At 71.0% G+C, this 14,919-nt stretch carries 11 protein-coding genes; 3 read left to right on the forward strand and 8 right to left on the reverse strand.

From position 1 onward, the window contains the following. Positions 1 to 82: 82 nt before the first annotated feature. The gene (locus ACFV9J_RS32355) at positions 83 to 1,630 is read left to right on the forward strand and encodes an MFS transporter (protein WP_385360175.1); all 1,548 of its coding nucleotides are present in this window, start codon (positions 83 to 85) and stop codon (positions 1,628 to 1,630) included. Between the two features lie 238 nt (positions 1,631 to 1,868). Here ACFV9J_RS32355 and ACFV9J_RS32360 read toward each other — a convergent pair whose 3' ends face one another. The 3 genes from ACFV9J_RS32360 to ACFV9J_RS32370 all read right to left on the reverse strand — a co-directional run bounded on the left by ACFV9J_RS32360 (position 1,869) and on the right by ACFV9J_RS32370 (position 4,195). Continuing rightward, positions 1,869 to 2,774 carry an ADP-ribosylglycohydrolase family protein gene (locus tag ACFV9J_RS32360; RefSeq protein ID WP_385360177.1) on the reverse strand — a complete coding sequence of 302 codons (906 nt, stop codon included), beginning with the start codon at positions 2,772 to 2,774 and terminating at the stop codon, positions 1,869 to 1,871. Positions 2,775 to 2,786: 12 nt separating this feature from the next. Then, on the reverse strand, positions 2,787 to 3,446 hold the full coding sequence (locus ACFV9J_RS32365) for a histidine phosphatase family protein (protein ID WP_385360179.1): 660 nt from the start codon (positions 3,444 to 3,446) through the stop codon (positions 2,787 to 2,789). 134 nt (positions 3,447 to 3,580) lie between these two features. After that, entirely contained in the window at positions 3,581 to 4,195 is a 615-nt protein-coding gene (locus tag ACFV9J_RS32370; protein ID WP_385360181.1) for a YdbC family protein, read from the reverse strand. 160 nt (positions 4,196 to 4,355) lie between these two features. On the opposite strand from ACFV9J_RS32370, the gene ACFV9J_RS32375 reads away from it, so the two are divergent. Further along, positions 4,356 to 4,889, forward strand: coding sequence for a TerD family protein (locus ACFV9J_RS32375; protein ID WP_385360183.1), 534 nt, complete (start codon positions 4,356 to 4,358; stop codon positions 4,887 to 4,889). A gap of 77 nt (positions 4,890 to 4,966) precedes the next feature. On the opposite strand, the gene ACFV9J_RS32380 is transcribed toward ACFV9J_RS32375, so the two are convergent. Both ACFV9J_RS32380 and nrdR read right to left on the reverse strand, forming a co-directional pair. Then, positions 4,967 to 7,867 (reverse strand): vitamin B12-dependent ribonucleotide reductase, encoded by a 2,901-nt coding sequence (locus ACFV9J_RS32380; RefSeq protein WP_385360185.1) that lies wholly within the window; start codon positions 7,865 to 7,867, stop codon positions 4,967 to 4,969. A 168-nt stretch (positions 7,868 to 8,035) separates the two neighbouring features. Then, on the reverse strand, positions 8,036 to 8,584 hold the full coding sequence (gene nrdR, locus ACFV9J_RS32385; RefSeq protein ID WP_164278463.1) for a transcriptional regulator NrdR: 549 nt from the start codon (positions 8,582 to 8,584) through the stop codon (positions 8,036 to 8,038). A 508-nt stretch (positions 8,585 to 9,092) separates the two neighbouring features. On the opposite strand from nrdR, the gene lexA reads away from it, so the two are divergent. Then, positions 9,093 to 9,872: a transcriptional repressor LexA gene (gene lexA, locus ACFV9J_RS32390; RefSeq protein WP_003973219.1), complete on the forward strand. Its 780-nt coding sequence runs from the start codon at positions 9,093 to 9,095 to the stop codon at positions 9,870 to 9,872. A 157-nt stretch (positions 9,873 to 10,029) separates the two neighbouring features. Here lexA and ACFV9J_RS32395 read toward each other — a convergent pair whose 3' ends face one another. The 3 genes from ACFV9J_RS32395 to ACFV9J_RS32405 form a co-directional block, all read right to left on the reverse strand. Continuing rightward, on the reverse strand, positions 10,030 to 12,042 hold the full coding sequence (locus ACFV9J_RS32395) for an ATP-dependent DNA helicase (RefSeq protein ID WP_385360189.1): 2,013 nt from the start codon (positions 12,040 to 12,042) through the stop codon (positions 10,030 to 10,032). A 204-nt stretch (positions 12,043 to 12,246) separates the two neighbouring features. After that, on the reverse strand, positions 12,247 to 12,942 hold the full coding sequence (locus ACFV9J_RS32400; protein ID WP_385360191.1) for a GNAT family N-acetyltransferase: 696 nt from the start codon (positions 12,940 to 12,942) through the stop codon (positions 12,247 to 12,249). A gap of 34 nt (positions 12,943 to 12,976) precedes the next feature. Further along, positions 12,977 to 14,902, reverse strand: a complete 1,926-nt coding sequence (locus ACFV9J_RS32405) for an IucA/IucC family protein (RefSeq protein ID WP_385360193.1) — start codon at positions 14,900 to 14,902, stop codon at positions 12,977 to 12,979. Positions 14,903 to 14,919: the final 17 nt, after the last annotated feature.

The following is a 14,919-nucleotide window of genomic DNA, read 5'->3' on the forward strand; positions in this document are numbered from 1 at the left end:
TTGCGTTCACTGTCTCCGGGTCACTAACGTTGAAGCAACAGTGAACGCGAGCGTTCACTAAATCGTCCGTGGGGGACACATAGTGACAACCTCTTCTCTGATCAAAGACAAGAAGCCGGGAGCGGCCCGCCGGGAGGGGCATCCCGGCATCGCACTCGCCGTCATCGCGGCCTGCCAACTCATGGTCGTACTCGACGCGACGATTGTGAACATCGCGCTCCCGCACATCCAGAACGCGCTCGAGTTCAGCACCACGGACCTCACCTGGGTCGTCAGCGCCTACACGCTCACCTTCGGCGGTCTGCTCCTGCTCGGCGGCCGAGCCGGTGACATCCTCGGCAGGCGCCGGGTCTTCATGACGGGCATCCTGCTGTTCACCTTCGCCTCGCTGCTCGGCGGCTTCGCCCAGGAACCCTGGCAGCTGCTGGCCGCGCGCGTCCTGCAGGGCATGGGAGGCGCGATCGCGTCGCCCACGTCGCTGGCCCTTATCACCACCACCTTCCCCGAGGGGCCGGAACGCAACCGGGCCTTCGGCGTCTTCGCCGCCGTCTCCGCGGGTGGCGGTGCGATCGGCCTGCTGGCGGGCGGCATGCTCACCGAGTGGCTCGACTGGCGCTGGGTGCTCTTCGTCAACGTCCCGATCGGCGTACTGATCGCCGTGCTCGCGCCGCTGTACATCAGCGAGTCCGAACGGCACTCCGGCCGCTTCGACATCGCCGGGGCGGTCACCTCGACTGCGGGTATGGCGTCTCTCGTCTACGGCTTCATCCGGGCCGCGGACGAGGGCTGGCGGGACAACCTGACCATCGGCTCCTTCGCGGCCGCCGCGGTCCTGCTGCTGGCCTTCGTCCTCATCGAACAGCGGGCCAAGGAACCGATCACCCCGCTGAAGATGTTCGCCGACCGCAACCGCTCCGGCACGTACGTGATCATGCTGAGCCTGGCCGCGGCGATGTTCGGCATGTTCTTCTACATCGTGCTGTTCGTGCAGAACGTGCTCGGCTACACCCCCATCGAGGCCGGACTGGCCTTCCTCCCGGTCACGGTCGTGATCGCGCTCGGCGCCGGACTGTCGCAGCGCTTCCTGCCCGTGTTCGGCCCCAAGCCGTTCATGATCGCGGGCTCGGCGCTCGCGGCGCTCGGGCTCGGCTGGCAGGCCCTCATCAGCTCCGACAGCTCGTATGTCGGCGGAATCCTGGGACCGATGCTGATCTTCGGCTTCGGCATGGGGCTGAACTTCGTCACGCTGACGCTGACCGCGGTCTCCGGCGTCGCCCAGCACGAGGCGGGCGCGGCGTCGGGCCTGCTCAACGCGATGCAGCAGGTGGGCGGATCGATCGGCCTCGCCATCCTGACGACGGTCTTCGGCACGGCCAGCAAGGACGAGGCGGAGAAGCAGGTGCCCGACTTCCTCACCAACGGTTCGCCGGAGCAGAAGGCGGAGTTCGCCCAGACGCATCAACTGCCCGCGCCTTGGTCGCACGACGTGCTGGCACAGGGCATCTCGGCCGCCTTCATCCCGGCGGCGGCCATGGCCGTACTCGCCCTGGCGACGGCCTGGCTGGTGATACGGGTGCGCAAGAGCGACCTGGACGCCCTGTCCGGCACGGCCGGGCCAGGTATGGGCTGACACCCCCGCACTGCTGGCACTTGAAGGCGCCGCCCCGCTCGGCCGGCCGAGCGGGGCGGCAAAGGCCACGACGGCGACGGACAGCAGCGCGGCCAACACCGACAGCGCGTCCACGTCCCACCCCCATGACCTTCCTGTATGCCCGGAGGCCGTGCCCCGGACAGCGGTTGTCATGACAACGCGCAGGCGGTCACGCAGAGTTCCCAACGCACACGGAGAGTTTTTGCCGAGGGGCCGGTCAGGCCGACGTCGTCATCCAGGCGGGCAGCGCCTCGACCCGGTCCGCCCACTCGGCCGGGGGCGCCCCCGCCCTGCCGGCCGCGATCACCCCGCCCACGATGGCACAGGTGGTGTCCACGTCCCCGCCGACCTGGGCAGTGGTCCAGAACGCCGTCTCGTAGTCCCGGAGGGCGCGCGCCGCGGACCAGAGGGCGAAGGGGACCGTGTCATGGGCGGTCGTACGCCGACCGCAGCCCAGGACCGCCGCGACCGTGGCCGCGTCGGCGTAGTCGAGCATGTCCCGGGCGCGTCGCAGCCCTGCGCCCACCGCGCTCTTCGGTACGAGCGCGATCACCCCGTCGAGGAGCGTGTGCGCGGCGGGCGGACCGGCCGGATCGGCGGCCAGCGCCGCGGCCGCCGCGACGGCCATGGCCCCGACCACGGCCTCACGGTGCTGGTGTGTCGGGTAGGCCGAGATCTCCGCCTGGTGGGTCGCCTGCTCCGGGTCGTCCGCGTACCAGGCGCCGAGCGGGGCGATGCGCATGGCGGCGCCGTTGCCCCAGGAGCCCTGGCCGTTGAACAGCGCCGCGGCCAGCTCGCGCCAGTCGCCGCCTTCGCGGACCAGCCGCAGCAGCCGGTTGACCGCGGGACCGTATCCCCGGTCGAAGTCGTGGTGGTGGGCGAAGGAGTGTGCCAGGGCGTCCTGGTCGATGCGGTGGTGGGCGGCCAGGACGGAGACGACGGAACAGGCCATCTCCGTGTCGTCCGTCCACTGCCAGGTACCGGACGGCAGCTCGCGGCGCCCCAGCAGCGGGTAGTTCGCGGGAACAAAGAACTGGGAGCCGAGCGCGTCCCCCACCGAAAGTCCGCGCAGGCTGGAAAGGGCGCGGTCCAGGCGCCCGTCAGAAGAAGAATGAAGGGTCATCGCCCCGCCACTCTATCCGGTGATCCCGTACGGTTCCGGATCTCGCCAGCGTTCGAAGGGCCGGTCAAGGCTGTACTTGCCGTCCTCACCGAGAACGAGCATCCGCATCTCGGCGTTCCCGGGGTTGGACAGCGACTCGAACTCCGCGACCGTCCAGTGGAACCACCTCATGCAGAACAGCCGCATGGCCAGCCCGTGCGTCACCAGCAGCACGTTCGGGGGATGGTCGGGGTCCTCGAAGCTGCGGAACAGGCTCTCCAGGAAGCCGCCGACCCGGTCGTACACGTCGGCGCCGGACTCGCCCTGGGCGAAGCGGTAGAAGAAGTGCCCGTAGGCGTCGCGGTAGGCCTTCTGCAGGCGCACGTCGTCGCGGTCCTGCCAGTTTCCCCAGTCCTGCTCCCGCAGCCGGGGCTCCTCCCGTATCCGTATGAGGTCCGGGTCGAGGCGGAAGGCGCTGAGCGTCTCGTGGGTGCGGCGGTACGGGGAGACGTACACGCTGATCCGCTCGCTGCCGAACACCTCGCGCAGCCCCTTGCCGGTCCCCTCGGCCTGCGCCCGCCCTCGGTCGGTGAGGGCGAGCGCGTGGTCGGGTTCGCGCTCGTACACGGTGTCATCGACGTTGCCGGTCGACTCGCCGTGCCGGACAAGAACGATGCGCCGTGGTCGTGCCATGCCAGAACCCTAGATCGAGACCTGCGGAACCAAGCATCCGTACGGGCCCCGTACGGCGTACGTCACACAGTTTCCACACCTGGGAGAGGTATGCGGGTCCGGAGCTCAAACGTTCAGTTCAAACGTTCAAACGTTCAAACGGTCCAGGACGGTTCCAGTTGCACGATGTCGCCCGTCAGCGCCGCGATGTCGGCCTCCGTCTGGGCGCGCAGGGCGAGCCGCTCCACCCGCTCGGTGCGGTACTTCCCGTGTTCGGCGGCCGACAGCCACATGGACAGCACGAGGTACTCGTTGTACCCGTTCCCCGGGGCCTCGCCGAACAGGCCGCGGATCATGCCCGGCGAGCCGGCCATCGCCGGGTTCCAGACCTTCTCCTGCATGAGGACGTAGTGCTCCGACCGCTCCTCGTGGACCCGGCACAGCGCCACCCGCAGCAGGTCGGCGTCGGTGAAACGCGGCTCGAAGCCGGTCTTCACGTCGAAGCGGTAGTCGAAGAGCCTGACCCGGGCGTCCTTGAAGGTGCCCACCTGGGCCGAGGCCAGCCTGTCGTGGGAGCGGGCCATGAAGGAGTCGTAGAAGGCACGGCTCTCCCAGAAGGCGAAGACGTGCGCCACGTCCGGCCGCCCCCGGCTCCAGCCACCCCCCTGTCCCCGAAAACCCGGCTCCCCCGGAAGCCCCGCCCACTTCCGCTGCCCCCGCTCGAAACCGCGGCGGTCCACCACGGTGCAGCGAATCCACTTGACCAGCACCGCGCCATGGTAAGGCCAGGGAACCCGGCGCCGGTCGGTCTCCGCGGGACCGCTTGACCGCACCCCCGTCCCGGTGCGTGGCAGGATGGGCAACCGGCCGCCATCGCCCGGCAGTTCAGGTGGCCCGGGCGGGGCGGGGGGACCTGGGAAGGGGAAGTCTGTGAACGGCCTCAGCAAGGGCATGGGCAAGGTCGAGGTCGCGCTGCGGTGGGACCCGAGTCCGGCGGGAGAGCCACCCACCGATCTGGACCTCGTCGCCGGGACCTATCCGGCCGGTGACCCTTACGGGGCCCCGGTCTACGTGGTGCACTTCGACAGCCGCTCGCCCGACGGCACGATCTACCTCAACCGGGACAGCAAGGACGGCAAGGGCTTCGGTTTCGACGAGGTCATGACCCTGGAGCTGGAGCGGCTGGACGCCCGGTACGCGCGCGTGGTGGTGGGCGTCGCCATCCAGCAGCACACCGAGGAGCGGACCTTCCGCGACGTGGCCGGCCCGGGCCTGCGCATCCGCGAGGGCTACACGGACCTGGCCGCGGAGGACTTCGCCGGCGTTTTGGCCGCCACCGCGGCGACGGTCGCGGAGTTCGTCCGGGACGAGGCGGGGGCGTGGGAGTTCCGCGCCGGCGTGCGCGGCTTCGACGGCGATCCCGCGGCGTTCACCCGGGTGATGGGCGCGGCACGGCGGCCCTGACGCCGCCGGTGCATGAGTAAGGGGCGCCCACCATTGGCGGGCGCCCCTTACTCATGGACGGCTGGGACGACTACGCGTCAGCTGCAACCGCTGGTCGAGCCGCAGCCCTCGCAGATGTAGCAGGAGCCGGCGCGCTGCATCTTCGTGCCGCAGGAGAAGCAGAGCGGGGCGTCGGCCTGGATGCCCAGCTGCATCTCCACCAGCTCGGCGCTGGTGTGCGCCTGCTGCGGAGCGGGCTTGGCGGCCTCGGCCTCAGCCTTAGGCGTGGCGACGGCCACCAGCTCCTGGGCGCGGGGCGCCGACTGGGCCAGGCCCTCGACGTCCAGCTCGTCGTCGGACGGCTCGTACGACCCGGTCTCCAGGTGGCGCTGGCGCTCCTCGGCGGAGTGGATGCCGAGCGCGGAGCGCGTCTCGAAGGGCAGGAAGTCCAGCGCCAGGCGGCGGAAGATGTAGTCGACGATCGACTGCGCCATCCGCACGTCCGGGTCGTCCGTCATGCCGGCCGGCTCGAAGCGCATGTTGGTGAACTTCGAGACGTACGTCTCCAGCGGCACGCCGTACTGGAGGCCGACGGAGACCGCGATGGAGAAGGCGTCCATCATGCCCGCGAGGGTCGAGCCCTGCTTGGACATCTTGAGGAAGACCTCGCCGAGACCGTCGTCCGGGTAGGAGTTGGCGGTCATGTAGCCCTCGGCGCCGCCGACGGTGAAGGACGTGGTGATGCCGGGGCGTCCCTTCGGCAGGCGCTTGCGGACCGGGCGGTACTCGACGACCTTCTCGACCGTCTCGCGGATGGCCGCCTCGGTCTTCTCGGTGATCTCCGCCTTCTCGTCCTTGGCGGACTTGGTCTTGGCGGAGAGGGGCTGGCCGACCTTGCAGTTGTCGCGGTAGATGGCGAGCGCCTTGACGCCCATCTTCCAGGCCTCGAAGTAGACCTCCTCGACGTCCTCGACGGTCGCCGACTCCGGCAGGTTGACCGTCTTGGACAGGGCGCCGGAGATCCACGGCTGGATGGCGGCCATCATGCGGACGTGGCCCATCGCGGAGATGGAGCGCTCGCCCATGGCGCAGTCGAACACCTCGTAGTGCTCGTGCGCGAGGCCCGGGGCATCGACCACGTTGCCGTTCTCGGCGATGTGGGCGACGATCGCCTCGATCTGCTCCTCCTGGTAGCCCAGGCGGCGCAGGGCCTGCGGGACGGTGCCGTTGACGATCTGCATCGAGCCGCCGCCGACCAGCTTCTTGAACTTGACCAGGGCGAGGTCGGGCTCGAGGCCGGTGGTGTCGCAGGACATCGCCAGACCGATGGTGCCGGTCGGGGCGATGACGGACGCCTGGGAGTTGCGGAAGCCGTTCTTCTCGCCGAGGCGCAGCACGTCCTGCCAGGCCTCGGTGGCGGCGGCCCAGATCGGCGTGTCGAGGTCGTCCATGCGGACGGCCCTGGCGTTCTCGTCGGAGTGCTGCTTCATGACCCGCAGGTGCGGCTTCGCGTTGCGGGCGTAGCCGTCGTAGGGGCCGACGATCGCGGCGAGCTCGGCGGAGCGCCGGTACGACGTGCCGGTCATCAGGGAGGTGATGGCGCCGGCCAGGGCGCGGCCGCCGTCGGAGTCGTAGGCGTGGCCGGTCGCCATCAGCAGGGCGCCGAGGTTGGCGTAGCCGATGCCGAGCTGGCGGAAGGCGCGGGTGTTCTCGCCGATCTTCTGGGTCGGGAAGTCCGCGAAGCAGATGGAGATGTCCATCGCGGTGATGACCAGCTCGACGACCTTGGAGAAGCGCTCGGCGTCGAAGGACTGGTTGCCCTTGCCGTCGTCCTTCAGGAACTTCATCAGGTTCAGCGAGGCGAGGTTGCAGGACGTGTTGTCCAGGTGCATGTACTCGCTGCACGGGTTCGAGCCGTTGATGCGGCCGGACTCCGGGCAGGTGTGCCAGGCGTTGATGGTGTCGTCGTACTGGATGCCCGGGTCGGCACACGCCCAGGCGGCCTCGGCCATCTTGCGGAAGAGCGCCTTGGCGTCGACCTCCTCGATGACCTCGCCGGTCATGCGGGACGTCAGGCCGAACCTGCCGCCGTCCTGCACGGCCTTCATGAACGTGTCGTTCACGCGGACCGAGTTGTTGGCGTTCTGGTACTGGACGGACGTGATGTCGTCGCCGCCCAGGTCCATGTCGAAGCCCGCGTCGCGCAGGGCGCGGATCTTCTCCTCCTCCGAGACCTTGGTCTGGATGAAGTCCTCGATGTCGGGGTGGTCGACGTCGAGGATGACCATCTTGGCCGCGCGGCGGGTGGCGCCACCGGACTTGATGGTGCCGGCGGAGGCGTCGGCGCCACGCATGAAGGAGACCGGTCCCGAGGCGTTGCCGCCGGAGGAGAGCAGTTCCTTGGAGGAGCGGATCCGGGAGAGGTTCAGGCCGGCGCCGGAGCCGCCCTTGAAGATCATGCCCTCTTCCTTGTACCAGTCGAGGATCGACTCCATGGAGTCGTCGACGGACAGGATGAAGCAGGCGGAGACCTGCTGCGGCTGGGGCGTGCCGACGTTGAACCACACCGGGCTGTTGAAGCTGAAGATCTGGTGCAGGAGGGCGTAGGCCAGCTCGTGCTCGAAGATCTCGGCGTCGGCGGGCGAGGCGAAGTACTTGTTGTCCTCGCCGGCCTTCCGGTACGTCTTCACGATGCGGTCGATGAGCTGCTTCAGGCTCACCTCGCGCTGCGGGGTGCCCACGGCGCCCCGGAAGTACTTGCTGGTGACGATGTTGACCGCGTTCACCGACCAGAACTCGGGGAACTCGACGCCACGCTGCTCGAAGTTGACCGAGCCGTCGCGCCAGTTGGTCATGACGACGTCACGACGCTCCCAGGCCACCTCGTCGTAGGGGTGGACGCCGGGAGTGGTGTGGACGCGCTCGACGCGGAGTCCCTTGCCCGCCTTGGTGCCCTTGGCGCGGGAACTCCGTGCCGGACCGCTCGCCGTCTCTGTCATGCCGCCTCCCTGTACGGGCGAAAACGCCCTGAAGTGCCCCGATTGTTCCCGTGAGCACGGTGTTCTGTCTGGTGTTGCGGGCATCTCTCGCACCGCCCGCAACAGGTCTTGTTCGCTCGCCGCCGTCCGGCCGGGCCCGGGCGCCGAAGTCCGGGTCCGGCCCGCCGATCAGTCGGCGGCGCCTGCGGGCTCGGGGACCTGTCCCGCCCCCGTGGGCCCGCGGTCGTTCTCCTGGCTCCCCGTGCCGGTGTCGTCGTCCTCGCCGGGGTGCCCCGTCGTCTCCCTCAGTTCCGTGATCGCGGCCTCGAAGTCCTCGAGCGAGTCGAACGCCCGGTAGACGGAGGCGAATCGCAGATAGGCGACGAGGTCGAGCTCCTGCAACGGTCCGAGGATGGCCAGCCCCACGTCGTGGGTGGTCAGCTCGGCGCTTCCGGTGGCCCGCACCGCCTCCTCGACCCGCTGGCCGAGCTGGGCGAGCGCGTCCTCGGTGACGGGCCGGCCCTGACAGGCCTTGCGCACACCGTTGATCACCTTGGTCCGGCTGAACGGTTCGGTGACCCCGGACCGCTTCACCACCATGAGCGAGCACGTCTCCACGGTCGTGAACCGACGGGAGCAGTCAGGGCACTGGCGGCGCCTGCGGATCGACGTGCCGTCGTCGGTCGTACGACTGTCGACGACACGGCTGTCGGGGTGCCTGCAGAAGGGGCAGTGCATGGACTCCGAACCCTCCTCACAGCAGACTCAACAGCCTCGAAAGGCCCTTCAGGCCCCTCGAAGCAGCCCCCAGCATAGGCGATCGCGGCGGGCTCGAAGACCCGGGGGACCACAACTTGTGGGCTGCTCTCGCTATCCAACCACTAGATGTGGGGATTGGCTCATACATACACGCCCTGCACGCGTGTCGGGGCCGTGTCGCCCGGGGCATGCGGAGATACCGTGGGCACCGCGGGGAGGGGACGTGGGGCTACCGCAACAGATGGGAGACCCGCCCCGTCGAACGGGATGCCGGATGGCAGACTGGGGCGACATCCCGGAGGTTGTCACCACGGCGGTGAAGAGTACAGCAATGAACCCTTTTGTCCGCCAGGCGCCACGGTAGCCATACACCCAGACATGCAATACGAGCGAGCGATTCGCGTTTTTTCACTCGAACGTGTGTTTGGCGCAACCTTTCGAAAGCTACTACCGTTGTGCAGCAGGGAGACCATCGAGAGGGGCCGACGTGACCACCACCGCCGACAGTGCCACCATCACTGCCCAGGAACGCCCCCAGGGCCGACCTGAGCCGGTGCACGCGATGAGCGACGCCGCGAATCCCGAGGGGCACAAGCGCTCCCTGCCAGGACGACCTCCCGGCATCCGGGCGGACAGCTCGGGGCTCACCGACCGCCAGCGCCGGGTGATCGAGGTCATCCGCGACTCCGTGCAGCGACGCGGATACCCGCCGTCGATGCGGGAGATCGGCCAGGCCGTCGGCCTCTCCAGCACCTCGTCGGTGGCGCACCAGCTGATGGCACTGGAGCGCAAGGGCTTCCTGCGCCGGGACCCGCACCGCCCGCGTGCCTACGAGGTGCGCGGCTCCGACCAGGCCGCCTCGGTGCAGCCCACCGACACCGCAGGAAAGCCGGCCGCCTCGTACGTCCCGCTGGTCGGCCGGATCGCCGCCGGTGGTCCGATCCTGGCCGAGGAGTCCGTCGAGGACGTCTTCCCGCTCCCCCGGCAGCTGGTCGGCGACGGCGAGCTGTTCGTCCTGAAGGTCGTCGGCGACTCGATGATCGAGGCCGCGATCTGCGACGGCGACTGGGTCACGGTCCGCCGTCAGCCGGTCGCGGAGAACGGCGACATCGTGGCCGCGATGCTCGACGGCGAGGCCACCGTCAAGCGCTTCAAGCGCGAGGACGGCCACGTCTGGCTCCTCCCGCACAACTCGGCGTATGAGCCGATTCCCGGTGACGACGCGACCATCCTCGGCAAGGTGGTGGCCGTACTGCGTCGCGTCTGAGCGCCACGGCGGGCGGGTACGCGCGACAGCGCCCCGCCGACCAGACCGGGCCCCGGGACCTCTGCGCCGGTTCCGGGGCCCAGCGCTGTGCGGGGACCGGGCGGTGCCGGGGCACGGCCGCCCGGCGCCGCGCCCTGACCGCAATCAGTGACCGCAATCAGTCGCCCTCGGTCTGCTCGGCCCGCTCGGTCTGCTCGGCGCCCTCGGTCTGCCGCGCCTTCGCGTCGATCGCGGCGAGTGACTTGCGGACCTGGTTGCGGTCCGTGGTGAACCAGAAGTCGGGCAGCGACGCCTTCAGATAGCTGCCGTACCGGGCCGTCGCCAGCCGCTGGTCCAGTACGGCGACCACCCCGCGGTCGCCCGAAGCGCGGACCAGCCTGCCGGCGCCCTGCGCCATGAGCAGCGCGGCGTGGGTGGCGGCGACCGCCATGAAGCCGTTGCCCCCCGCCTCCTCCACCGCCTTCTGGCGGGCGCTCATCAGAGGGTCGTCCGGACGCGGGAACGGGATCTTGTCCATGACGACCAGCTGGCAGCTCGGCCCGGGCACGTCGACGCCCTGCCACAGGGACAGGGTGCCGAAGAGGCAGGTCCGCGGATCGGCGGCGAAGTTCTTGATCAGCTCGCCGAGGGTCTCCTCGCCCTGGAGGAGGATCGGGTACTCCGGGATCCGCGAGCGCAGCTCCTCGGCGGCCAGCTGGGCCGCGCGCATCGAGGAGAACAGCCCCAGTGTGCGGCCGCCCGCCGCCTGGATCAGCTCGGTCAGCTCGTCGAGCATGTCGCCGCGGTCGCCGTCCCGGGCGGGGCGGGCCAGGTGCTTGGCGACGTAGAGGATGCCCTGCTTGCGGTAGTCGAAGGGCGAGCCCACGTCGACGCCCTTCCACTGGGGCACGTCGTCGCCCTCGGTGCCCTCGGGGGCGAGGCCCAGGGACGCCCCGACGCCGTTGAAGTCGCCGCCCAGCTTCAGGGTCGCGGAGGTCAGGACGACCGAGCGGTCGGTGAAGAGCTTCTCCCGCAGCAGCCCGGAGACGGACATCGGAGCAACCCGCAGCGAGGCACCGAACCGGTCGTGGCGCTCGTACCAGACGACGTCCCACTCGGAGCCGTTCGTGATCCGCTCCGCGACGTCGTGCACGGACTCCACGGAGGCCAGCGCCTGCTTGCGGACCGCGTCCTCGTCCTGCACCGACTTGTCGCGGGTGCTCCCGATCGCCGAGATGACCGTGCGGCAGGCGTCCCGCAGGGCCATCAGGGCGTAGCCGAGGTCCTCCGGGATCTCCTCCAGGCGGCCCGGCAGCGCCAGCTCCATCAGCCGCTCGAAGCCCTCCGCGGCGGTCTGGAGCTGGTCGGCGGCCTTCTCGTTCACCAGCTTCGCGGCGCGGCGCACCGCACGGTTGACCTGGCCGGGGGTCAGCTCGCCGGTGGCGACTCCGGTGACCCGGGAGACCAGCTCGTGCGCCTCGTCGACGATCAGCACCTCGTGCTGCGGGAGGACGGGCGCGCCCTCGATGGCGTCGATCGCGAGCAGCGCGTGGTTGGTGACGACGACCTCGGAGAGCTTGGCCCGCTCACGGGCCGACTCGGCGAAGCACTCGGCGCCGTAGGCGCACTTCGTGGCGCCCAGGCACTCCCGGGAGGACACCGACACCTGCGCCCAGGCACGGTCGGAGACGCCCGGCGTGAGGTCGTCGCGGTCGCCGGTCTCGGTCTCGTCCGCCCAGTCGCGCATCCGCAGCAGGTCCTGGCCCAGCTTGCTGGTGGGCGCGGCGGCCTCGAACTGGTCGAAGAGGCCCTCCTCCTCGTCCTGCGGAACGCCCTCGTGCAGCCGGTGCAGGCACAGGTAGTTCGACCGGCCCTTGAGCATCGCGAACTCGGGGCGGCGGCGCAGCTGGGGGTGGAGCGCGTCGACCGTGCGGGGCAGGTCCCGCTCGACCAGCTGGCGCTGCAGGGCCAGGGTCGCCGTGGCCACGACCACCCGCTCTCCGTGCGCCAGCGCGGGCACCAGGTAGCCCAGCGACTTTCCGGTGCCGGTGCCGGCCTGGACGAGCAGGTGGGAGCCGCCGTCGATGGCTTCCTCGACGGCTTCGGCCATGGCCACCTGGCCGGGACGCTCCGTGCCGCCGACGGCGGTGACGGCGGCGTGCAGGAGTTCGGGGAGTGAGGGCTTCGTCATAGCGCGACCACCCTACGGCCCGGGACTGACAAACGGGTCCGCGAGGCGGCGGCGAGCGACGTGAGTGACCGTGGGGACAGGCGGGGCAAGGGTGGCTCCTGGGCGGCTGGCCGGCGAAACGGGGTGGGACGGACCGGCGGCACGGGACGGGCGGGCGGCCGGCGGGGACGGGGCGGGGACGACCGATACGGTGGGCGCCGCGCTTCACGGCGACTGTTCCCGTGCCTCGCGTGCCCGGATCATGAGGACGGCGCGTTTGGTGGGCAGGTCCACCTCCCCCGTCGGCCGGAACCCGGCGCCGAGGAACGCCGCGACGGACGGCCTGTTGCGGACGTCGGGTTCGGCGAGCACGCGCGTGCAGGCCGGTCGGCCCGCGAGGACGAGGTCGGCGACGGCCCTGATCAGCTCGGTTCCGAGGCCCCGCCCGCGGTGGGCGCCGTCGCCGATCAGCAGGTGGACGCCGGTGTCGTGGGGCCGGACCGGGCAGTACCGGGCCAGCGGATCGAGGTCGGCGCGGTAGATCTCCCAGTAGCTCATCGGCACCCCGTCCAGCGTCCCGACGCACGGGACGCTGCGCCCGTCGCCGGTCAGCTGGGCCCGCAGGTGGTCCGCGGTCACGCGCTGCGGGCCGGTCAGCTCCCAGTACGCCGCGACGGCGGGGTCGTTCATCCAGCGGGCGATGAGCGGGACGTCCCGTTCCAGGTCGACGGGGACCAGATGGAAGACTCCGGCGGGGGTGTCGCTCGGCCCCCAGCCGACGATGCCGTCGAGGAGGTCCTCACGCGCGCGTGCCGTCGCCGCTTGGGCGGGGTCGTTCGCCGGGGTCCGGAAGAGGGCGCCGAACTCCTCGGGCAGGTGCAGGTCCAGGGTGTCGTCGGCGCTCGCGTCGGTGGAATTCACAGTGTCGCTCCTTCGGAAGGGCGGCCCGGCCCGCTCAGGCTTGCAGAGGGTTGGCGATGGTGACGTAGACGGACTGGGTGTCCACCGGGCCGACGAGTTCGTCGAGGCCGTGCAGCCGGGTCAGCAGATTCGCCTTGCAGCGCAGCACGGGTGAGTCGAGCAGGTAGGCGGGGAGCGGGCCGCCCTGGGGGTCGGGGCCCGAGTCCAGCTCACCGAGGAAGCGGCGGAAGGCCGCCAGCAGCGTGCCCTCAGGGGCGAGACGCTCGGAGCCGAAGGTGCCGATGAGACCGAACACGTTGTTGACGGCGAGGTAGTAGGCGAAGCGCTCGTCGGTGACGGCGTCGGCCACGAACGTGTCGCTGTGTTCGCCGATCCCGGGGAGCCTGGCGTCGAGTTCCGCACGCCGGGACTCGCGGAAGTAGAAGCCCTGGTTGTCGCGGTAGCGGCCGCCCGCGGGCCAGCCGTCGGCGTCCAGCAGGACGAGCGTGTTCTGCTGGTGCGCCTCCAGGGCGATCCCCGCGCGGGCGTCCAGCCACAGGACGGGGCGCACGACGTGGTGGAGGTAGCGCAGGAACCACTCCACGGCGACCGCCCCGCGCGATCGGCCGGACCGCCCGGCGAGCCGGGTGACCACTTCGGCCAGCCGGGTGTGCGGCCGCGGCGCCACGAGGGAGGCCACGCAGCAGACGTCGTCCGACGGCCGGAAGGGGTTGTGCCGGACGACGACGTCGAGGCCCCGCACGGGCGTGCCGTCGGGCCCGTCGACGGCCAGCCAGGCCGGGTCGCGGACGATGTCGAAGTCCGGGTGGGCCGACCGCCACTGGCGGGACAGGCCGCGGCGCAGCAGGCGGTGCACCTCGACGCCGCGGTGGAGCTCCTTGCGGAGGTTCTCCCTGCGGGAGTTGGTGATGTGCAGGCCCAGCGAGAGCTTGAGCATGGCGGGGGCGCCGCCGCGGTGGACGGTGCGCACGGAGGACGTGGGATGCCATGCCGGGCCCCGGGCGCCGAGGTCCCTGACCAGCCCGGCGTCCAGGAGGGCGGCGACGTCCGGCCGGTGCAGCACCGCGCGGAACTGCCAGGGGTGCACGGGCAGGAGCGCATACCCCTCCGGTGCCGCCGGAGTGTCCGCCGCGAGGCGTGCGGTGAGCTCGGGCGCGGTGACCGGGCGGCCGCGCTCGGTCCAGGCCGAGTCGGTGCCGAGTACGGAGGGGGCGACGGCCAGCCAGTGCAGGGGGAAGGAGCCGCGCAGCTCAGGTGAGTAGCGGCGTGCCTCGTCCTCGGTGAGGCCCTCCCGGCTCTTCGGGGTGGGATGCAGCGGGTGTCCGAGGAGCAGCGCCTGTTCGGCGGCGAGGAAGAGGTCGGTTCCGCCGCGTTCGCCCGAACCGGCGCGGTCCCGCAGGAAGACGGCGGTGCGGCGGACGGAGTCGGCCACGCGCGCGACGAGGTCGGGACCGTCCCGCCCCGGGGCACCGGCCGTCTCGCGTACGAGCAGCGCGGCGAGCGTGACCGCGTCCACCGGCGGCGCCGACGCGGGGGAGCCGGAAAGCCGCGGAGGGCCGAAGCGGTGCGCCCCGGTCGGGGACCAGTAGCGGACGGGCACGACGAGCGCCGTACCGGAGGCCGGGAGCGGCACGTGGAGGACGCCGTCGTCGGGGGCGGACACGTCGGCCTCACGGGCCCAGCAGCGGATCAGGTTCTCCGTGCCCGCGGCCTGGGCGGCGGCGCAGGGATCGGGGTCGTCCAGGGGGTCGGCCGGGGACTGGCGGGTGTGCGGCGCGGGCCGCGGCCCGGGGAGGTCGGCGTGCGCCGGGGCAAGCCGTGGTGCGGTGGCCGGAGTTCCGTCGGACTCCGAAGCGGCGTCGCGCGCGGCGTCCGGAGCGGCAACAGGCCCAGGAGCAGCCGGCGTCCCGGAGGTGGAGGTGACCGCGAGGGCCGGTTCGGGGGCGGGGTCGGTGTGCAACGCGGGTCCTCCTGGCG

This window comes from Streptomyces sp. NPDC059906 (assembly GCF_042730645.1).
GTDB classification, from domain to species: domain Bacteria; phylum Actinomycetota; class Actinomycetes; order Streptomycetales; family Streptomycetaceae; genus Streptomyces; species Streptomyces rubrogriseus.